17 protein-coding genes are annotated in these 20,049 nt (G+C 45.6%); 3 read left to right on the top strand and 14 right to left on the bottom strand.

The window, feature by feature from the left end; translation table 11 throughout:
* The first annotated feature begins 39 nt into the window (after nt 1-39).
* Nucleotides 40-939, top strand: a complete 900-nt coding sequence (locus tag B0180_RS02745; RefSeq protein ID WP_078255571.1) for a DMT family transporter — start codon at nt 40-42, stop codon at nt 937-939.
* Between the two features lie 7 nt (nt 940-946).
* Here the strand turns inward: B0180_RS02745 and B0180_RS02740 are convergent, their stop codons facing one another.
* The 4 genes from B0180_RS02740 to pepN all read right to left on the bottom strand — a co-directional run bounded on the left by B0180_RS02740 (nt 947) and on the right by pepN (nt 6,897).
* Nucleotides 947-1,663, bottom strand: coding sequence for a 16S rRNA (uracil(1498)-N(3))-methyltransferase (locus tag B0180_RS02740; protein ID WP_078255570.1), 717 nt, complete (start codon nt 1,661-1,663; stop codon nt 947-949).
* A gap of 122 nt (nt 1,664-1,785) precedes the next feature.
* Nucleotides 1,786-2,691 (bottom strand): pirin family protein, encoded by a 906-nt coding sequence (locus B0180_RS02735; protein ID WP_078255569.1) that lies wholly within the window; start codon nt 2,689-2,691, stop codon nt 1,786-1,788.
* Nucleotides 2,692-2,863: 172 nt separating this feature from the next.
* The gene (locus tag B0180_RS02730; RefSeq protein WP_078255568.1) at nt 2,864-4,177 is read right to left on the bottom strand and encodes a 3-deoxy-D-manno-octulosonic acid transferase; all 1,314 of its coding nucleotides are present in this window, start codon (nt 4,175-4,177) and stop codon (nt 2,864-2,866) included.
* A 137-nt stretch (nt 4,178-4,314) separates the two neighbouring features.
* Complete coding sequence (gene pepN / locus B0180_RS02725) at nt 4,315-6,897, bottom strand: aminopeptidase N (RefSeq protein WP_078255567.1); 2,583 nt, start codon at nt 6,895-6,897, stop codon at nt 4,315-4,317.
* Between the two features lie 276 nt (nt 6,898-7,173).
* On the opposite strand from pepN, the gene pal reads away from it, so the two are divergent.
* Both pal and B0180_RS02715 read left to right on the top strand, forming a co-directional pair.
* Nucleotides 7,174-7,689 (top strand): peptidoglycan-associated lipoprotein Pal, encoded by a 516-nt coding sequence (gene pal / locus B0180_RS02720; protein WP_078255566.1) that lies wholly within the window; start codon nt 7,174-7,176, stop codon nt 7,687-7,689.
* A gap of 67 nt (nt 7,690-7,756) precedes the next feature.
* A complete protein-coding gene (locus tag B0180_RS02715) occupies nt 7,757-8,335 on the top strand; it encodes a 4'-phosphopantetheinyl transferase family protein (RefSeq protein WP_078255565.1) in 579 nt (192 codons plus the stop codon).
* 59 nt (nt 8,336-8,394) lie between these two features.
* On the opposite strand, the gene B0180_RS02710 is transcribed toward B0180_RS02715, so the two are convergent.
* From B0180_RS02710 to B0180_RS02665, 10 genes are all read right to left on the bottom strand, one after another.
* Complete coding sequence (locus B0180_RS02710; RefSeq protein ID WP_078255564.1) at nt 8,395-9,144, bottom strand: hypothetical protein; 750 nt, start codon at nt 9,142-9,144, stop codon at nt 8,395-8,397.
* Between the two features lie 318 nt (nt 9,145-9,462).
* On the bottom strand, nt 9,463-10,269 hold the full coding sequence (locus B0180_RS02705; protein WP_078255563.1) for a hypothetical protein: 807 nt from the start codon (nt 10,267-10,269) through the stop codon (nt 9,463-9,465).
* Nucleotides 10,262-11,263 (bottom strand): PilW family protein, encoded by a 1,002-nt coding sequence (locus B0180_RS02700; protein ID WP_078255562.1) that lies wholly within the window; start codon nt 11,261-11,263, stop codon nt 10,262-10,264. Before B0180_RS02700 ends, B0180_RS02705 begins: the two co-directional genes overlap by 8 nt.
* Nucleotides 11,260-11,817 carry a prepilin-type N-terminal cleavage/methylation domain-containing protein gene (locus tag B0180_RS02695; protein ID WP_078255561.1) on the bottom strand — a complete coding sequence of 186 codons (558 nt, stop codon included), beginning with the start codon at nt 11,815-11,817 and terminating at the stop codon, nt 11,260-11,262. The genes B0180_RS02700 and B0180_RS02695 overlap by 4 nt, the downstream gene beginning before the upstream one ends.
* Nucleotides 11,814-12,641 (bottom strand): ComF family protein, encoded by an 828-nt coding sequence (locus B0180_RS02690; RefSeq protein ID WP_233424903.1) that lies wholly within the window; start codon nt 12,639-12,641, stop codon nt 11,814-11,816. Before B0180_RS02690 ends, B0180_RS02695 begins: the two co-directional genes overlap by 4 nt.
* Nucleotides 12,642-12,670: 29 nt before the next feature.
* Nucleotides 12,671-14,044, bottom strand: coding sequence for a phospholipase A (locus tag B0180_RS02685; RefSeq protein WP_078255559.1), 1,374 nt, complete (start codon nt 14,042-14,044; stop codon nt 12,671-12,673).
* Nucleotides 14,045-14,190: 146 nt separating this feature from the next.
* A complete protein-coding gene (locus tag B0180_RS02680; protein ID WP_233424902.1) occupies nt 14,191-14,694 on the bottom strand; it encodes a DUF3465 domain-containing protein in 504 nt (167 codons plus the stop codon).
* Nucleotides 14,691-15,863: an HlyD family type I secretion periplasmic adaptor subunit gene (locus tag B0180_RS02675; protein ID WP_078255558.1), complete on the bottom strand. Its 1,173-nt coding sequence runs from the start codon at nt 15,861-15,863 to the stop codon at nt 14,691-14,693. The genes B0180_RS02680 and B0180_RS02675 overlap by 4 nt, the downstream gene beginning before the upstream one ends.
* Before the next feature lie 90 nt (nt 15,864-15,953).
* Nucleotides 15,954-18,167: a type I secretion system permease/ATPase gene (locus B0180_RS02670; protein ID WP_078255557.1), complete on the bottom strand. Its 2,214-nt coding sequence runs from the start codon at nt 18,165-18,167 to the stop codon at nt 15,954-15,956.
* A gap of 46 nt (nt 18,168-18,213) precedes the next feature.
* Entirely contained in the window at nt 18,214-20,034 is a 1,821-nt protein-coding gene (locus B0180_RS02665) for a TolC family protein (RefSeq protein WP_078255556.1), read from the bottom strand.
* Nucleotides 20,035-20,049: the final 15 nt, after the last annotated feature.

Below are 20,049 nucleotides of genomic sequence, written 5' to 3'. Positions count from 1 at the left end.
GGGCGCTGATCTCTTGCTATTTATTTATCATAAGACTCTATGAATCACACCCACTCCACCCGCACCGATCAGCTGATTGGCGCTTTACAAGTCATCCTTGCAGGCATCTGCTGGGGCACTTTGGGCATCATTGCCTCAAAATTGGCTGATTTGGGCTTTGACAGCTTTTCGATTACCATTTTACGCATCGTTACCGCAGGCGTGATCGTACTTTTACTCATACCCAAACTTCTGCCTGAGCTTAGAGGCTTAACCTTCAAAGCATCCTTTGGGCTGATCATGCAGTCGCTCATTGGCGTGCTTGGGATGACTTTGTGCTATTTTTATGCCGTCAACCACGTGGGTGTGAGCATGGCAGTGGCGCTACTATATACCGCACCTGTGTTTAGCTTGATATTGGCACGGGTGATTTTGGGTGAGCGTATCTCAGCGACTTCTGCCCTGCTGGCGGTCGTCGCGGTCATCGGCGTGGGGTGTTTGATGGCAGGGGCGGATTCTTTTAGCTTTAACAGTGGCGTACTCATTGGTCTGTTGTCGGGTGTGTGCTATGCTTTGTATGGCATACTTGGTAAAAAGGCAATGTCTAAAAACCACTCGTCATATTTGGTGTTTTTTAGCTCGGTTACAATCAGTGCCGCCACGCTGCTGATCTTACCGACGACATACCAAACTTATGGCGCGCTTTTTGAATTACCAGTGCAGGCTTGGGCTTTTGCGCTGGGCTTAGGATTGATTGGTACGATTGTTCCGTTTTTTTTGTACATGAGTGCGTTACAAAAGCTGCCTGCCAGTACAGCATCAGTTTTCACGATCGTTGAGCCTTTAACAGCCATTGCACTTGCGGTATTTTTGTTACACCAGCCTTTAACCATCATACAAATGATCGGTACGTTACTCATCGTGACCGCCACCGCAGCCAATGCACTGATCAAGCGCTAGGAAAGGATTAAGGCAGCCATCTACCCAATAAAGCATTGACCGCCGCCTCTGTGCGCAAAATTCGATCGCCCAAGCTGGCTGGCTGCACACCCACACTGCCCAAAAGTTCAATTTCATAAGGAATAAATCCACCTTCAGCGCCCACCACCAAAACCTGTGGTAAGCGCTGCTCGATCAATTGACCAAAGCGATCTTTGGCATACGGATGCGCCACGATTGCACCACCATCACCGATAAGGCTTGGCAAATCATCTTGCACAAACGGCTTAAATCGTTTGGCAAGGGTGATCTTAGGCGGCATGGTATCTACGCCCTGCTGCAGCCCTTCGAGCACAAACTCATCAAGGCGAGATAGCAGCGGCGAGCTCCAGTAGGATTTGTCCGTGCGGTAGCTATTGATGAGCACAATGTGATCCACACCCATCGCTGTCATATCCATGATGAGCCGCCTGAGTACTTTTGGGCGCGGCAGTGCCAAAATCAGCGTCAGATTCAGCTTATTTGGCGGCGACGCGGTGAGCGTGATATCGGACAAGACGGCATGACGGTGACTAAGCTCAATCACTTTACCCTGACCGATGCGATTGCCAAGCTTTCCCAGTTTTAGCACATCGCCTGTTTGTGCTTTAAGCACCGATTGCAGATGGCGAATGACTGCTTGATCCTCAATCACTGCCATACGATCGGTGATAAAATTTGCGTCATCTAATAAGATAATATTCATACTCAGCGAAAAATACCCTAAAATTGATCAATATTATATCAAAGATGGGTATCGCTCAGCATTTGATTAATCACATTCCATCAAAAACCCAGCAAATTTTGCTGGGTTTGATAGTCGTTCAATTATTCTTTGAAGCTGTCTGGTAAAGGTGGTGATGGCAAACGATGCATCCCACCTGCGACATCACCAAAGCGCTCATGCCCATTATTCCAATCTTCAATAGACTTTTCGATGCCCGCTTTGCTTTTATCCACAAAGTTCCACCAAAGCAAAGTCTTATGCGGCAATGGTTCACCACCCAACAACATCACATGTGTGCCAGCTTTGGCAGTGATTTGTACGCGCTGGGCATCTTGACTTGTCTCAAAGCGCATCAGCTCATCTTGCACAAAAGTCTCACCCTCATGGGTCACTTCACCGCTGATGATCAAAATGCCATATTCCATGCCTGCCTCAAAAGACAGATTGGCAGTGCCATCTTCATCAAAGATCACATCCAAGCCCACAAGCTTAGAGTACTGTAAGGTCGGTGCTGTGTAAGTCTCGCCATCGGTATAGCTGCCTGTGGTTAAGGCATAACGAATGCCTTGCGATTGCCAAGTCGGCAAGTCAGGATAGTGATGAAAACTTGGCTGAATCTGTTTATCCATCGGCAGCGCAATCCAAAGCTGCACTGCATGAAAGCGATTGTCTTCATCCACCACACTTTGCTCAGTGTGGCTGATGCCCGTCTCAGAACCTGTCCCTGCGGTCATCAAATTGACTTGCCCTTTGCGGATAATTTGGTCATAGCCCAAGCTGTCACGGTGTCTGATCTCGCCATGCAACATCCATGTGAAGGTCTGTAAATTGGTGTGCGGATGGCGTCCCACCTGCATACCTGGCTCGCCTGCCTCAATTTCTGCAGGACCGATATGATCCAAAAAACACCATGCGCCAATTGGCTGCTTGCCTCTATTAGGCAAAAGACGCGCGATAGGAATACCGCCCACTTCCGCAGTTCTGGCAGTCAGTTTTTTAGCACTCATCATCTTCTCCAGTTTGATTTTGTCTTTGATTATTATAAGATAAAATGTTTAAATTATCATACCCAAAAATGCAAAAATGACTTGCTAAAATGTTAACAAACGCCATTCATCCGTGGTGGTAACACAGCTCCCACATAAAACACTAAGAGCAGTTTTTGTTCACAATCCTGCTTTAGGCGTGGATGATACTTAGCACAAAGTTCAGCTGATCTTCCAAAACGCGCTGTTTTTGTTTCACCAATAACGCGCCTTGCTCAGCCGTCCAATGATATAAATAGCCCTGCATCAGCCCTTCAAATAACTGATCCGCCACATTCGGCTCATCAGGCAGCTGCGCTAGCGCGCCGACTTTTTTGAGTGCTTTGACAAGATCTTTACAGTTATCATCATGCGCGCCCATGATGACAGGTGTCGCAAGACTGGCAGGCTCAATGGGGTTATGTCCACCGATCGGCACAAATGAGCCACCAACCGCCGCAATCTGAGCGACTTGATACCAAGCAAGCAGCTCGCCCATGGTGTCAGCAAGATAAATTTGGGTCTTTGGCGTGATGGACTCATCCATTGAGCGCCGCGCAGTCACAAAGCCGCCTTGTAAGCACATTTGATGGACAGCTTCAAATCGCTCGGGATGCCTTGGTACAAGTATGAGTAGTGCATCGGGCGATTTTTGTAAAAACTTTTTATGGGCACTTAGTGCAATGCTCTCTTCACCATCATGCGTGCTTGCCATCACCCAAACTTGTTTTTTGTGCGCTTCGTGAATCTGAGCCGTTAGGGCTTGAGCGGCGGTGAGCTGTGCTTCACTGAGCGCACTGATACTTGCCCATTTGAGCGAATCGCTTTGGACGATGTCAGTTTTACCAAGCTGCTTAAATCGCTGCACCGACTCGGCATCTTGAGCGATGATGCCATCAAGATTTGCCATCATGGTTTGGCTGACTTTGGCGATTTTGGCATATCCTTGATAGGATTTTTGGGTCAGGCGAGCATTGACCATCATGGTCTTGATGCCCCGTTTGCGGCAAGCATATAAAGTATTTGCCCAAAGCTCAGTCTCAATGAACATCACTGCGATCGGCTTGACATGATCCAAAAATGCATCAATCACCTGAGGTCTATCCATAGGCACAAAACTGTGCGCCACGCGTCCTGATCGGATTTGCCCGTCAAATAATCTGGCGGCGCGCTCAAACCCCGTCTGTGTGGTGCTCGTCACCCACAGTCCATAGCCTTGATCCAATAGCCTGCTTAGTAAAGGGTAAACGGTATTAAGCTCACCCAATGAAACAGCATGACACCATATCACACCGAGCGCCCCAGACGGTGGCGGCTGATACTGCTTGGCAAAACGCTCATTGAGCTCTCGCTCAAGCGTTGGCTTGTCTTTGGATTTTTTGATGACCATTTGCCGATAAATGGGCGCAAGTATGGCAGTGGTCAGGCGATAATATAACGGCGGTCGAACAGCGGGGGCATTAGACATGGTGATAAGCGGTTTTATGAATAAAACAAGATTGTAACATTTTTGGTCGGTTTGATAGAAGATTTATCCCACTCAGTCATGATAAAAATAATAAAAACGGGCAAGCCATCGCCTGCCCGAATTCACAGTCATGGCACTTAAGACACGGTTTGCATATTTTCTAAAAACTCAAGCACATTTTTGGAAGCTGCCTTAGCGGACAGCTCGGTCAGCTTTTGTTTTGCCATGGCTTTATGATCAGGTGTCAGCGTGTACCAACGCGCCAGTGCGGACAACAGACGGGCTGCCAGCAATGGATTGGCGCTATCTAAGCGCTCAACCGCCGATAAGTACAAGTCCAGCCCTTCAGCCGTCCACAGCTGCACAGGCTTGGCAGCCAAAGCCCCCAGCGTGGTCCGTACACGATTTGGCGTATTCCAGTCATAGTCTTTACGCTGCATCAGAGCGGCGATGTGTTCGACACTGGTATGATCTGACATGGCTTGTGCACTAAACCAAGCATCAATCACCAAATCTTCATGGCTAAATTTCTCATAAAAATCATGAACATAATTGTCTTTTTGATCTAAATTATGATTGATCATCGCCGTCAAAGCACCCAATCGCTCACTCATACAAGACGCTTGCTCATATTGCTGATAAGCATCATCTTTGGCATCATTATCATTTGCCGTCAGGCGCAAATCCAATAAAACATTGCGTAGCAGGCGGCGTCCGCACGCATCTGGCGTATCTTCATAAGCCTGCATTGGCAGCCTGTGATACCAGCGCTTAGTATCTGACGACAATCCATCAGCGATAAGCTGATACAGCTCATCCCGACGAGCCTTGACAAAGGCAGGATCATAATTTTCATCATACGCCATGGCAAGCTCTTTTTGGCTTGGCAAATCAAATAGACGCGCTGCCAACATTGGATCGCTATCAATCAGTGCATCAACCGCTTTTTGGATCACATCGACGATCAAATCAGCCTCTTTGGATGTGCCAAATAGCCAGCGGTTCACCAGTGTCTGAAGTGCTTGCCAGCGATTAAATCCTTCGGTCTCAAACGCCACCAAGCGCGCCAAATCTTCATCCGTATAATCAAAATCACTCTTAACAGGTGCCGAAAAATTACGCAATATCGATACCACAGGATGCGCGCCGTCAGACAGCTCAATCCCATCAAACTCAAATACATCACTGTCTTTGGTCAATAGCAGCATTTGACTTGCCAACATCTCACCTGTCGCGCTATCAAAAATCGCTGTATCCACGGGAATGGGTAGTGCAATCGGCGCATCATAATTAGGCACATGACGAGTTTTTTGAGCTAACTTTACACTCACCTTATCGCCTTGAACATGATAACTGCCTGATACCACTGGCGTGCCTGGCTGACGATACCAAGGCAAAAAATCCATGACGCGTGCATCTGCCACCGATAAAGCCGATAAAAAATCTTCAACTGTCACTGCTTGCCCATCATAGCGCGCAAAATATTCATCCGAGCCTTGACGAAATTTATCTTTACCTAAGAAATTGGCAATCATACGCACAATTTCTGCGCCTTTTTCATAGATGGTCATCGTATAAAAGTTATTAATCTCAACAAAGCTCTCGGGGCGAACAGGATGCGCCAGCGAGCCTGCATCTTCGGCAAACTGTGCCGAGCGAAGTAGCGAGACATCTTCGATACGCTGAACGGCTTTTGAGCGAAAATCTCCTGAAAAGCTTTGATCGCGAAATACCGTAAAGCCCTCTTTGAGACACAGCTGAAACCAGTCACGACAAGTGATGCGATTGCCCGTCCAATTATGAAAATATTCGTGTGCAATCACCGATTTGACATGAAAACTGCGCTCATCGGTAGTAGTCTCAGGGCTTGATAACACACAGCTGGTATTAAAAATGTTCAAGCCTTTATTTTCCATTGCGCCCATATTAAACTGACCTGTCGCCACGATCATATAGCGATCTAAGTCATAAGCACGCCCATAATTGTCTTCATCCCATTTCATCGCATCTTTGAGCGCTTGCATGCCCACATGGCATTTATCAATGTCTTGGGCATCGGCATAAATCTCAAGCAAAACCTCACGACCCTCCATCGTCGTGTAGCTATCTTGCATCACTTCTAGGTTTGCGATCACCGCGGCAAAAAGATAACTGGGCTTTTTAGTGGGATCGTGCCAAATGGTATAATGGCGATCTTCATCCACCTCACCTGATTCGATCAAATTACCATTGGCAAGCAGCGTCCCAAAACGCTTCGGCGCCTCCAGACGGGTTGTGTATTCTGTCAGCACATCGGGACGATCTGGAAAAAAGGTGATTTTGCGAAACCCTTCTGGCTCACATTGTGTCACAAACATTAGCTCATCGCCTGTGCCTGCTTGATACAGACCTTCAAGCGTTGTATTGGTTTGCGGCGAGATTTGAACCCAAGTCTCTATCAAGGCAGAATCGGGCGCCTCCAAAATCATCAAGCCCTCCTCATCCATTTGATAATCTTCTGCTGATAGTTCACGCCCATTTAAGCAGATGCTTTTAAGCGTCAAATCCCGCCCAAACAGCTCAAGCCTGCCTGCGTGCGCCCTTGTCATATGAAGATGCGCCCCAACGATGGCATGATCGTCATACAGGCGAATATCCAAGTCCACTTTGTCCACGGCATAGCTTGGCGGTGTGTAATCTTTAAGATAAATTTTTTGAGGAGTTTGGGTTTTGTTTGTCATATCAATTCACTTTGGTATTTTAACAATTAAAAATTCTATCGAAAATTCCGCCATGTTAACAAAATTTTGCGCATTCGGCAATTTTTGCCAGTGATTCATCTGCGATTCATTCTGGAGAGTGAGCCTAGCGATTTTTCAAGGATTTTTATTAAAAATCTCTTGTAAAAGCGTGATAAATTTGTCATTATATTCACATCTGTGAAAGATTATTACTTGATAATCACTCATTTGACCTTATTTAATTATAACAGTTATAATAAATTACAAGGTGTCCTTATGCCACATCTTAAAGTATCATTTATCGCCGCTGCACTATCTGCTCTTGCCATCACCACAGGCTGCGCCAGTAAATCAACTGGCAATGTCGTAGTCGCTCCCAATGCACCAACAGGCTATACAGGTCCTGTCTATACGACAGCAGCCCCTTTGGTCGATAATTCAGAAGCGATCAAGGCTGCAGCGGCAAACATGCCAAGTCTCGTGCATTTTGATTTTGATTCAGATGAAATTAAGCCACAAGCTGCCGCTATCTTGGATGAGCAGGTCAAATTCTTAAGCGCCAACCAAGCCGCACGCGTCTTGGTGGCAGGTCACACTGATGAGCGTGGCAGCCGTGAGTATAATATGTCACTCGGTGAGCGCCGTGCTGCTGCGGTACGTAGTTATTTACTTGCTAGGGGTGTCAGCCAAGCCAATGTAGAGATTGTGAGTTTTGGTGAAGAGCGCCCTATGGCGACAGGTTCTAACGAAGAAGCCTGGTCTCAAAATCGCCGCGCCGAGCTGTCTTATTAATCTCAGCTAATCCAATAAGCTCAAATCAGCCTAAGCCTGTTTTGAGCTTTTTATTTTTCTGATTGCCATGCCCAAGCTTCACTCCGTCATATTTTTACAGCCTGCGCCGCAAGTGATTATTGCATCTGCACAAATGGCGCAACAAAGCAGTAATCGAGCTCAGCAAAAAAACGCTCAGTCTGCCTGCGTGCGCTTACTGTTACAAATAGCCATGCAGCGCTTTGACATCGTAGGCGAATTTTATGACCACGCATATCCTTATCACATCCAATCAAGCGATAGGCGTTACTTTGTTAGCTTTAGTCATTCAAAGAACCAAGTTGCGTTAATTATCAGCTTATCGCCTTGCGCCATTGACATAGAAACCAAGGACATTAAGCACAATATCGCTGAGCGATATTTCCATCCTAATGAAATTGAGATGCTTTCTAACTTAAGCTGCACTGACAAGCAGAAGCTCATCAATTTTTTATGGCGATTAAAAGAGTGCCGAATTAAGCTGCTTCAAGATCAGCTATATACTGGGATGGGTGCAGATATGACGCCTTATGTTATTGGCATTCAGCTTAATTCAATCAGTCTAAACAAAACCAATGCTCACTATTTATACAATCATCCTGACCTAAAACTAACGGCATTATTTTAATTGGTAAATAAAAAGGCAATGCCTAAGCACTGCCTTTTTGAATTAAGCCTAAGCTTAAATTAGAAGCGGTAAGTTACACCAACTTTAGCGATTGGGAACCAGTTAGCGTAATCTTTATCTTCGATATCACGCTCAGCTTGTGCAGCATATTTTCTTTGTTCCACTTGACTCATGGTACCATCACCATTCACGGTACGGATCTGGGCGTCTACTTTACCTAAGTAAGCTGCGCCAAGTTCGCCAAACACACCCCAATTGTTATGAAGATTTGGACGGAAGCCAACAGTCAAGTATGGAGCAAGTTTGTTACGATGCTCAAGCTTACCTTCCATTGTTCCAAGAGCTTTAATTGAAACATTCTCACCACCGATACGGTAGTAACCACCATTCTCACTACCAGCAGGATTAGCACGTACATCAATATCGTTATCAGGAACGATGACACCAGCGCCTACTGTAAACCAGTTGGCTGCAGGGCGCATTTGTACGCCTAGATATGGGTTAGAAAAATCAGTCTCAACTTGATAGTTTACGCCATTAGCATCAAAGTTGTCGTTGATAGCTTCAGCAATATCACCGCCAGCCCAACCAGCTTGTAGTTCAACTCTGTCGTTAACAGCCCATGCAATGTTAGCACCGTAACCTAGAGTACCCACTTCAGCACTCACTGCCGCAGGGCGTACCAAAGTACTAAAAATAGTGCGCGTACCATCAACAACTGTAGCGCCAGTATTGGTTACAACATTTGCCATTGCAGAAGTTGATAGTAGAACTGCAGCAGAAACCACAGATAATTTAACAGCTTTCATAGCTTTCTCCTAAAATCGATACACCAATCTCTCAAAAGGCATATCTCGTTATTGATGGTTACATTTTAATACGATTATTCGTTGAATGTCACCCCTATTTTTATGGTATTTCTATGCCTTTATGTAAATAAACAAGTAAGAAATGTATTACCTATCTATTACCTGATAGAAATGCGTTAGCATTGTTACAATATTTTACAATTATAACATCACTAACCAATCCACAAAAAATCTCGGCTATTTTATCACAGCTGAATAAAAATTTCAGCGACAGCGATAATTTTTTGTGAACCATCAGTTCGTTTTAATCTGTGTAATTTATTCACGCATAGAGCGGATATCATAGATTCGCAAAGGCGTGATCGTAAAAGTAGTAACCGTTTCAGAAGCTGGGTCAGTCTTTGAAGTAGTTTGACGCTCAATCAGCCATTCAGCAACGCTGATTTTATGAATGACTCCATGCTCACTTAGGCAAGCTGCAATATGCGCTTGATATAGCAGCTCTTCACATTGAGCGATACCTTCTGAATTTTGGGCAGCAATGGCATATAGCCGCAAATGCAAAATTTCATGATCGGCTGCCTTTTGATCTGTCGATTCGTGATCAGAATCTTGAAGATCGGAAGTTGATTGCTGTGGCGGAGTATTTTGGGACAGTCTATGCAAATAATGATCTTTGCCGATAGGCTCTATATAAGCCGCTTGCCAAAGTAGCAATGGTGCGGTGTGATGACACTGTAGCGGCGGATCATCAAGTGTGCCGATGGTGAACGTCTGCCAGTTATCGCAGCTTTGGGCTGTATAAATTTTGGTGAAATCATTATTGGTAGATAATAGTGAGGCAAGCCATGTCTCAGCCTGAGCCATCTGCACAAGACGCTCAGGCGGTAATTGCCACAGGTTCATGGTCGCTTGATCAGCTGTTATCAAAAGCTTGGATTGATTTTGATGATAAAGCACACTTCGTACATCTACAGAATTTTGGCTCATCATGAGTGCTGTCAGCCCACTGATCAACAGCAATATCACCAAAACAGCTAATAATATAAAGCCTGATTGACGCTTGCCATGCGTGCTTATCGGAAGCGCTTTTAGAGTGCTAAGCTGATTGACAGAGTTATTCATGGATGATTCTGCTGCTTTGACTTGTCTTTAGATGATTTTGAAAAACATTGACAAAATTTACAGTCATCATGTGCAGTCTTCTTGGCAAGCCATCATCAGGTGGTGAGATTACGTCATCAAAAATTAAAAAGTCTTGGGTCTTAATTGTATTCGGTGCAGGCGAGCTGCGACTGAGTATGGCAAGCTGAACACCGACAATCGGATAACCATACCAGCGCGCTTGATAGTCTTCGATCGTCATGCTGCGTCTAAGCGTCCCATCATCCACGATCAGCTGCACCCAAAACCCTTCGATATCCGAAAGTATCACATCTCCCTTACCAAGTCCGCGAATGTGATGGGGCTTATCCGTGCCAAATCGTTTGCTGACTTGAGTATCAATGATAGCAGTAATATAGGGCGCACTGATACCCCGCCGATCTCGGGTACTGTCGCGCACGATATCGTCAGTAATGTAGCGCCCTGCATCACAGCGAAGAGACAGCGAGCCATCCGCTTCTGTTTCAACAAAATATCTTTCGATGACAACCTGACCATCTACCATAGACATGTTGCCGTTTTTTAGGCGCGCTCGTCGTGGACCAAGAACCACATCCCCTTCACAGTCCCACATATCAGCAGGCGCAATATAGCGTATGGTAAGCTGATCGGAGGATTTGGCATAATGACTTGGCAAACCGCCCGTTTGGGAAAGCTGGCGATTAAGATTGATGCTTTGACTGGTGGTGATACCTGTCAGCTCATCCCTGTTTACAAGCACCGCTGGTGCATCCATCATGCCAATGCCTGTCAGTCTAAGCTGCTCGGTCATCGCCGCGATGCCCAAAGTTTCACGATCTATAAACTGTGCAATACTGTATGTCTGGGCGCTATTTTTTGCTGATGACGCATAAAGACTCACCGCCATCAAGATAATGAGTGAACCCAAACCCAAGGCAACCACCAGCTCCATCACCGTCATGCCTTGCTGATTTTTGGTCAATATCACTCTCATAAACCATCCATGATGGCGCAACTTGATGAACTTGTCTTTAAGCCAAATCCATCAGTGGGGCAAGTTTTGATTTGCTCAAAAGCTTGAGCGCCCCATCCTGCAACCCAGCAATGACCCGATTGACACTCGGTGACCGATAGTATGATATGTGCTCGTGCAGCAGCCTGTGCTGACTGTATCGCCAAAGCTTGAGCCTGCTCATCCAAATCGCATCCCATATCACAGCCAGTTGAGATGGCGTGAGCTGCCATATGATAGTTGGCAATGGCTGATTCTGATTGGCTTTGTGCTGTTTGAGCGATCCTTTGGAGTGTTTGAATATAAGCCTGCTTTTGGTCAGGCGTCAATGATCGAAGTGCGTGGTAGTCATTTACCATCAGCTGCACTGCCTGCAAGCGAAGATCGGCATCCTTAGTCTGAATAAGTAGCCGCCCTTGTACCGTCATTAATCCAAGCGCCACCACCGATAACAATAAAAGCGAAACCAATACTTCTATTAGCCCAAAACCGCTTTCATAAGTAGTCATTAAGGGGGCGCGTTTTTTACCATTCATGCGCGATCAAGACCAAAGTCAACCGATCCGTGCGCCACACAAATCCCAATCATACGCAAGGTTTTACGCTGAGTCATCAATAGCTTTGCAACGGCTGCCATAGTGGATCCTGTAGTGACCACATCATCAAATAAGATGATTTGACGATTGGGGACTTGTTGACATAAATAAAAATCGGTCTGGATATTAGTCAGGCGCTCATCTCGGCTTAAGCCGCGCTGATGACGCCTGCCATCATGACGAGCAACCCCTTGCCAAATTGGCAGCTGCCAACGCCAAGCCAAAAATTTTGCCAACATCAGCACTGGATTAAAGCCGCGATGGCGTATGCGATCAAAAGTCGTCGGAATGGGCAAAATCACTGTGTTACCAGCGTGGCAACGCTCAGGCTTGGGTAGTCTAGCCAGTAAAGAATACAAACCCAGCAGTGAGCGGGCATCTTCTTTATCCTTAAAATGATTCATCAAAAGATTCACTGGATATTGATAATAATTCGCAGGATATGTGCGCAAAAATCGCTGCTGACTGTCAGGTGTCTTGATACTATTCAGGTTTTGATGTGCGACATTGGCGTGATTGAGTGGTATTTTGATCGCAGGAATTTGGCGAGGGATGCCACTTTGGCAATGCTCACACATAAAATTCATTTCCACTCTTTTGTAGTCACAGCACACAAGCCCACACAAACAGCAGCGGCGATGTGCCCAAAATAGCCAAATCGCCGCCTGATGATGCACCCAAAGCGGCTGATGAAACACAGGCTTAGGCAGGACGCCATGATCGAACGCCTGCTCAAGCTGATGATTTGGGGATGAGTTTATCAAGCCATGTTCCGCATCAGTTTGGGACTGATTTATAAGCCCATCCAGTCATTGAGCATCAGTCCAATACCAAAGCTGGTCGTTTCATGATTATAATCAATCAAAGACTGACCATAGCCTTGGAAGATTTGAAAATAGCCGCTAATCCCTTTACCCAAAGGATGTACATAATCTAACTGTAGCGCGCCTTTGCCAGTTTTTGGATTATAGCGCGCTGTTCCTGAGATGTTGCTTTTATTTTCTAATTGATATAAAAAGCGCACATCGCCATAACCATAATAATCCAAAATATCAGGGTTATCATCTGGCTGGAGATGATTACCTTCTTTTAAGATACGACCCCATAAGCGTGGCATAATGGTCAGATTACCCCACTCCATGCCTGCCATCAGATAGGCGCGATTCCACGACCGAGAAAGATTTTCGCTCTCACCATTTGAATGATGGACAGCGCCAGCACCGATCATGCGCAGTTTACCACCCCATGGCAAGTCTGAATATACAGGCTGGGTCAAGAAGATCTCTGGCTGATAATCGTGCACGCGAAATGGTCGAGAATTATCTTCATTATAAATCTGCCAATGCGACTGCTGAGTGTAACCAAACCACAAGTCGGCATCCGTGCCTAGTAAATCTTCGGCTGCCTTCACCTTGACAGAGACTTGGAATTTTAATTCAGGCGCACGAAACTCGTTGGGGGTATAATGTCTTGGCTCAAAATTTGGCGTGCTTGGGCTGCGATTGGGCTTGCCATTCATGAATAAAGGCAGCACATACATGGGGTTGTGTGGACGTGATGACCAAAGTGGTGTGTTGTTACGATCTAGGTCAAATGCCAAACTTAAAGGCGTGAACTGCTTTGCCACGCGCTCAAGCTGCTTGGTGTCTTCTTCGGTCAATAAGCCCTGCTCATCGCCTGTCAATATCACAGGATCAGAGGTTTCGGTATAAATAACCTGAGGGTTGCCCTTAAGGGTTTGCCACAGGGTTTCACCCAGCTTAATAGGGCGCTTTGTCTCGATTACCGTGGGATTTTCACCGCGCGCCAATGTATCATAGCATGCCAAACGCATGGCATCTTGAGTCAGCTCCGCGCAGTTCCTCAGCATGGTTCTGTCGTCTAAAGCTGCTCTATAAAATCTTTGCTCATCGGCAGCAGATGGCGCTGACTGCGGCGCATCAAAAGCAGGCTTGGCTTTCGTGATGATGGTTGTCACCCCAGGTGCCGATTGTGGCTCAAGCGCTATGGGGCTACTATTGTTAGCTTGAGTATCTGTTGTCACAGCGTCATCTTGTATCTCTTCAACAAAGGCAACAGGATTAGGTACTGCATGGGCATTTTGAGTGCACATCACGCTCAAACAAGCCAAGACAGATGCAGATAGGGTAGAAAGTGAAATTTTCATGAACTTACTCTAAATAACTCATCTTACCGATCAAAATGAGTGATTTTGGTGATAGGTTTTAAACTCGGCTATCATAGCACAGTCTAAAATCCAAACAAAGATAAAAAATTTCAGTCAAGCGCAAATATGACTCATTAGTGCGCAAGCTAATGATACTTTTGAGCGTGGTGGATGATATATCCATCTTGGTGACGACCGGCAGGATCATGGTGTGTCCAATGCACGACGCCGCCTTGCTCGGTATATTCATATTCACCATAGAAATCCACCCAATCCCCTTGATTAAGGTTATCAACGCGTGGTGCCAAATCGATATTATGAGCGATTAATACAGTGTGAGAGTATCCTTGCAGATCGACAATGAATTTTTGATGACGACTGCCTTTGAGATCATCTTTTAATATTGCCCGCACCCTACCACAGCCTTTGACTTGTACATCAGAGCGTCTTTTTTCAAAACTTTGGGAAATCAGCTCATTATGGCACGGCAAGGCTTTTGGGTGTTCAAGCTGCCCGTGAGCGATGTCACGATCTTGTTCATGGGCGACCCTGTCGGGAGGCTGACACCCAATGAACATGGTAGCAGCGGCGATAATGCCGCTGCAGATTAAGACTTGCTTGATAAGTTTTTTATGTAAATTGAAAATCAACGCTCGCCCAAACCTTCTGATAATGTTTTGGTAATTGGCTTGGTCAAGTAAGATAGGACGCTTCGCTCCATCGCCTTGATGTCTACACTGGCTGTCATACCTGGGCGAATCACAATATCATCAGCTCTGCCATCAAATTCAGCTCCAGAGATGCGAATCTGCACACGGTAATAAGGCTGCTCGCCTTGAGGGCTTTGTTCCATAAGCGTATCTGGACTGATATAAACCACCTCACCATTCATAGCACCAAAAATAGAGTAGTCGTACGCATCTAATTTGACGCTGGCAGTTTGACCTTCTTTAACATAAGCAATATCCGCAGGACGAACCTTAGCTTCTACCACCAAATCACTGTCTGTCGGTAAAATTTCCATAATCACTTCACCTGGTCTGACCACACCGCCGATGGTTGTAACACGAATATTATTCACTTTACCTTCTGTCGGTGCAAATAAGCGTTTTTCCTGAAGGACTTGGCTGCGATCACGCAGCTGCTCTTGCTCAGATTGCAGCTCTTCTTGAGCACGTGTCATTTCTGCTTGCGCATCTTCAAAGTATTTATTGCGCTTATTGGTGATCTGGGCTTTAATATCTGCCACTTGACGGCGCAGGCGAATCACATCAGCTTGGCTTACGTCGCCATATTCTAATAAAGGCTCATTTAATGATAGCTCTTGACTTGCCAAAGACAACATCTGCTCAAGCGAAGCAATCTCTTGAGAAATGGCTTGGCGACGACGATTATAAAGCTCTGTTTGGTTTTGGACATATTCAGGGTAGCGATTAACACCCTCTGGAAATGTCAATGGACGATTTAAAATCTCAGCTTCTAGTCGTGCAACTTTGGCTTGCAGTGCCGCTACTTTGGTTGCTGAATTATCAAGTGCAGCCTGAGCACGCTCTTCTTCTAGCACCAAAAGCAGCTGACCTCGCGTGACATCCTCACCTTCTTTTACCAAGATTGACGACAACACCCCGCCTTCTGACGCTTGGATTTCTTGGGTTCGTGAGCTTGCGATCACTGTGGCTGTCGCGCGTGTCACCTGGTCAATCTTAGCAAAGTATGCCCAAGTTAGCAGAACCAACACTGTAACTAAAGCCGTCCAAATGATAATTCGCGCCCTATTTGAATTGGGTTTATGCGGCTGATAGCGATATGAATTTGACATTATTTAAATTTTCCACAAACAATGGATTTATTTTATAAAATACTAAGCTAATACTACACCAATCATCATCGATGATCATATCACACTATATTATGACTGAGCTGGCGTCGTAGGCGCTTGACCATCTGTGATGCGAGCCTCAGGCTTTGAAGCAGCTTGAGCTTGTACCACTTTGGTTTGGCGCTGAGCCCGAGCAGCTTCTTCATTTTTTCGCAGCTGATCCAAAACTGCCTGCTTTGGACCATCCATCACAATCTTACTATCATTCATGATAATAATACGATCTACCAATGCCAATAGCGCAGATTTGTGAGTTGACAAAATCAAGGTCTTTTGTGGGTCTTGCAGCTCCTGAGCCAACACTTGGATACACTGATGCTCTTGGTTATTATCCATGGAGGCGGTCGGCTCATCCAGCAGCCATACAGATGGCTGAGTCAGCACTAAGCGCGTGAATGCCACGAGCTGCTTTTGACCTCCTGACAGCCCCTTACCGCCTTCACTGATCATCAGATCCAAACCGCTAGAATGCCCTGAAACCAACTTGATCAAACCTGTTCTATGCAAAGCTCGGCTCAATACATCGTCATTCGGCGTCGGCATACCGATCAGCAAGTTATCTCGAAGTGTGCCCTGGAACAGACGGTGATCCTGCTGCAGATACCCCACTTGATCGCTTAAGCTTTCTCGGCTAATTTGCGACATATCCAAACCATCTAGCAAAATATGCCCCGATGTAGGCGCATACAACCCCGAAAGCAGCTTAAGTAAAGTTGACTTACCCGAACCGATCGCCCCTAAGATAGCCACGCGCTCGCCAGCACGAATCGTTAAATTAGGCACCTGAAGCGCTGGGCGATCATTATCCACATAATTAAACTGTAATTGGCTGCACTGGTAATTACCATAAATTTTTGAAGGCGATAAAGGATAATTGACGCCTTGGTTATCTTGCTGAAGGTTATACAGATTTTCAATGTTCATTTGAGCAGCTTTGGCATGGGAATATTGCACAAGCATATTTGGCACATTCATGATCGGCGACAAAATACGACCGCCCAAAATGGTCGAAGCAATCAAGCCACCGATGGTCATATCGCCATTCATGACAATATAAGCACCCGTAATCACAATCCCCACATAGCTCACCTGCTGTAGCATCTGCACAATATAGTTTAAATTGTCATTAGCGTGGCGCATTTTTAGGTCGTTTTGAGTGGTGACATTCATGACATTGAGCCATTTGGATAAAAATTTCCAATTACCCGAACCTGCTTTGATGGTCTCAATGCCTTCAACAGCTTCAACCAAGATACCCGTTTTTTGATAGGAAGCTTGAGCGCCTTCTTGGGCGATTTGATTGATTTTATTTTTACTGTGCAGACCAAGCAATAAACCAATAATAGCAGCAATCAAGGGTACAAGCGCAATAATCGGAGAGCCAATTACAGCAATGATAGCAAGGTACAAGATGCTCATTGGCAAATCAACCAAGGTAAACAAAGTCGATGCAGTAAAAAAGCTGCGTACTTGCTCATAGCCCCTTAACTGCGCTGCCAAAGAACCGACCGAATTTGGCATCTGATCCACGCGTACTTTGAGCAGTCGCTCAAACACAGAACGCGATAAATTTTGGTCCATCCCAACCACCATTCGATCCATCACGCGCGAACGCGCAAACTTCATAAATGCTTCGAAGAAAATCACCAAAGCCACGCCCGAGCTCAAAATAATAAGAGTGTATTCGCTTCTGGTGGGGATAACGCGGTCATAAACTTGCATCGAAAATAGCGAAACTGCCAGCGCTAATAAGCTGATGATGAATGAAGCAATCACCGCTTCAATAACAACTGACTTATGCTCCAAGATATTTTCACGCAAAAGCTTAGCAAAAGTGATCTTTTGTTGCTGCTGTGCGACACCTTTAATGTCAATTTTCGCTGTCAATTCAAAATCTTCGGCACGGCAGCGGTGTGTTTGATCTTGTTGAACAAACACCCAAATATCTTGCTCTAATTGAACAATACGCCCAAACCCCAAAGTTTTATGATAGCCCAAAAGCGGCATAAAAGCAGCATCTGGCGCTGCTAAGATCTGTATGCCGTCATTTACGCCCAATGACTGTAGCATCGTTTCAAGACTTGCGCGTGGCGTCGTTGTCTTTGTTGCCAACGCCAGACTTGACTGCATGCGATTTTTATCAACAGGGTAGCCTTGCTCCTTTAATATGATGCTGACAGCATGCGCAAGCTCTTGAGGATTGATATTTTGGTGGACTTGAATATCTTGCGTGGGCAAAGACATGACTAATTTTCCTTGATCGGCGATATCAGTTTTAACTGAGACTAAATTATTCGTTTACAGAGGCGGTATAGTACTGCTGTGCTGCGATATTTTGATTAGATGTTGGATAATAAGCATCCAAAATCAGCGATTCATTAATATGATCATGTAATAAGGGCGAAGCAGCCAAAAGATGAGCTAACTCTTCATCCGATGCATATGCATGATTCAGCAAATCTTGAGCAATCAAGCGATTAATATCAGAATCAATAGTAATATTACCAACCATCACTGGTGGCGCTATGGTCAAGTGATCGCTGTTTGTTCGTGCAAAATCTTGTAAGACCGACTCTATCTCATCTTGAGTGGGATTTTCTAGCAAGCCATCGCTGCCATCATGATATTCCCAGTCATCGGTAACATCAGATACATCGCGAATCATAGGCTCTGTCGTCGAAGGTAGAGAAGCAGGGTATTCAATCGTTGATAGACTGGTGGGCTGCTCAGATCCTTGTCTGGCTGCCAGATACTCGCCTAACTCGTCTTTGGCATAGACAAAAGGACGAAACTCGCCCGCCGGCTGCTGAATGAATCTCACCCCTTCTTGCTGCCATGGCATCAAAGCAAAATCCACTTGCAGTTTATAAAAATTGGCGACCATTTGTGCTTGGACTTGGCGTAGCTGTTGCTCATATTGTGCTTGATCACGCAATGAATTTAGAACCTCAAGCCAGCTTTTACGTCCCGCAATGAACTGACGGCGATATGAATTTAATACAATCTGTGCACCTGCCACTGCCGCTGTTAAAGACAGCTCTTGATCGCGTGCACTGACGAATTGCTGATATTGTGTCTGGATATTTTCCATCACTGTGCGTCTGGCGGCTTCTTGAGACTGAATCAAGCTTTGGACACGAGCCTCTGAAGCGCGCGCCAGGGCAATATTTGAAAAACCTGCGCCAGGATTATAGCTCACACCAACTGTCACATTATCTTCAAAGCGATTATTGCGATGATGATAATCGTTTTTGTATTGTACATACACCGTGGGCATTTGACTGGCACGCTGTGACTTGACTTCATAACGCGCTGAGTCAATCTCAAAACGCTGGCGGATCACACTTGGATGATTTTCACTAATCTGAGCAAATGCCAAATCGCCATAATTTTGGGACTGCTCTTTGGCTTGCTTTGCCATTTCTGCCACATTCATGCCACTCGGCGCACCCACAGAAACCCCGATCATCTGCTCAAGTCGCGCCTCAGCGATTCGCTGCTGTTCGATGGCACCTTGTAGTGAGTTTTGATCTTGTAAGATGCGATTGGTGACAAGGTCTAACTCAATTTTTGCAGAGACGCCTTGAGAGACTCGGCGCTGCATCATCGCCTCAAATTCTTCTAGCTGTTTTAGATTATTAATATAAAGCTCTTGTAGCGACAACGCATAAATATAACTTTGCCATACATCAATGGTATTTTTTGCAACTTCATTTTGCTGCTCAAGGATTTTTGCATTTGCTGCTCTATCGTCATTGATAGCTCGATTGACATCAGCGGTAAGCTTCCCCCCTGTCCATAAAGGCTGACTGACAGCAAAACTGGTTATATTGCCATCATTGCTATCATACTGAGACGACAAGCTTGGGGTCGGCAGATAGCCGAGCTTGGCAGCGGTTACACCCTCTAAGGTGGCTTGCCGATCTGCGACAGCTGCCCCCACCAGAGGATGTGTCTGTACAGCCATGCTGATAAGCTGATTCACCTGCAATGGATTAACATTAGCAAATGCAGGCAACATAGACAGTCCAACGACCGCTACCGCCAATTTGTTCAAAGGCAATTTTTTTGGTAAAAAACGGATTGAGCGTTTGTGTAAAGAATTAATCATGTATTCATACTCATA

The organism is Moraxella canis (assembly GCF_002014965.1).
Taxonomy (GTDB): domain Bacteria; phylum Pseudomonadota; class Gammaproteobacteria; order Pseudomonadales; family Moraxellaceae; genus Moraxella; species Moraxella canis.
The sequence above is the reverse complement of the archived record's forward strand: the minus strand, read 5'-3'. Positions and strand labels throughout refer to the sequence as shown.

What these genes read in the sequence shown, in the direction of transcription:
- B0180_RS02665 (WP_078255556.1), bottom strand. Translation starts at nt 20,034, where the DNA reads ATGATTAATTCTTTACACAAACGCTCAATCCGTTTTTTACCAAAAAAA.
- B0180_RS02670 (WP_078255557.1), bottom strand. Translation starts at nt 18,167, where the DNA reads ATGTCTTTGCCCACGCAAGATATTCAAGTCCACCAAAATATCAATCCT.
- B0180_RS02730 (WP_078255568.1), bottom strand. Translation starts at nt 4,177, where the DNA reads ATGTCTAATGCCCCCGCTGTTCGACCGCCGTTATATTATCGCCTGACC.
- B0180_RS02705 (WP_078255563.1), bottom strand. Translation starts at nt 10,269, where the DNA reads ATGAATAACTCTGTCAATCAGCTTAGCACTCTAAAAGCGCTTCCGATA.
- B0180_RS02700 (WP_078255562.1), bottom strand. Translation starts at nt 11,263, where the DNA reads ATGAGAGTGATATTGACCAAAAATCAGCAAGGCATGACGGTGATGGAG.
- B0180_RS02715 (WP_078255565.1), top strand. Translation starts at nt 7,757, where the DNA reads ATGCCCAAGCTTCACTCCGTCATATTTTTACAGCCTGCGCCGCAAGTG.
- B0180_RS02745 (WP_078255571.1), top strand. Translation starts at nt 40, where the DNA reads ATGAATCACACCCACTCCACCCGCACCGATCAGCTGATTGGCGCTTTA.
- pal (WP_078255566.1), top strand. Translation starts at nt 7,174, where the DNA reads ATGCCACATCTTAAAGTATCATTTATCGCCGCTGCACTATCTGCTCTT.
- B0180_RS02685 (WP_078255559.1), bottom strand. Translation starts at nt 14,044, where the DNA reads ATGAAAATTTCACTTTCTACCCTATCTGCATCTGTCTTGGCTTGTTTG.
- B0180_RS02710 (WP_078255564.1), bottom strand. Translation starts at nt 9,144, where the DNA reads ATGAAAGCTGTTAAATTATCTGTGGTTTCTGCTGCAGTTCTACTATCA.
- B0180_RS02735 (WP_078255569.1), bottom strand. Translation starts at nt 2,691, where the DNA reads ATGAGTGCTAAAAAACTGACTGCCAGAACTGCGGAAGTGGGCGGTATT.
- B0180_RS02675 (WP_078255558.1), bottom strand. Translation starts at nt 15,863, where the DNA reads ATGTCAAATTCATATCGCTATCAGCCGCATAAACCCAATTCAAATAGG.
- B0180_RS02740 (WP_078255570.1), bottom strand. Translation starts at nt 1,663, where the DNA reads ATGAATATTATCTTATTAGATGACGCAAATTTTATCACCGATCGTATG.
- B0180_RS02695 (WP_078255561.1), bottom strand. Translation starts at nt 11,817, where the DNA reads ATGAATGGTAAAAAACGCGCCCCCTTAATGACTACTTATGAAAGCGGT.
- pepN (WP_078255567.1), bottom strand. Translation starts at nt 6,897, where the DNA reads ATGACAAACAAAACCCAAACTCCTCAAAAAATTTATCTTAAAGATTAC.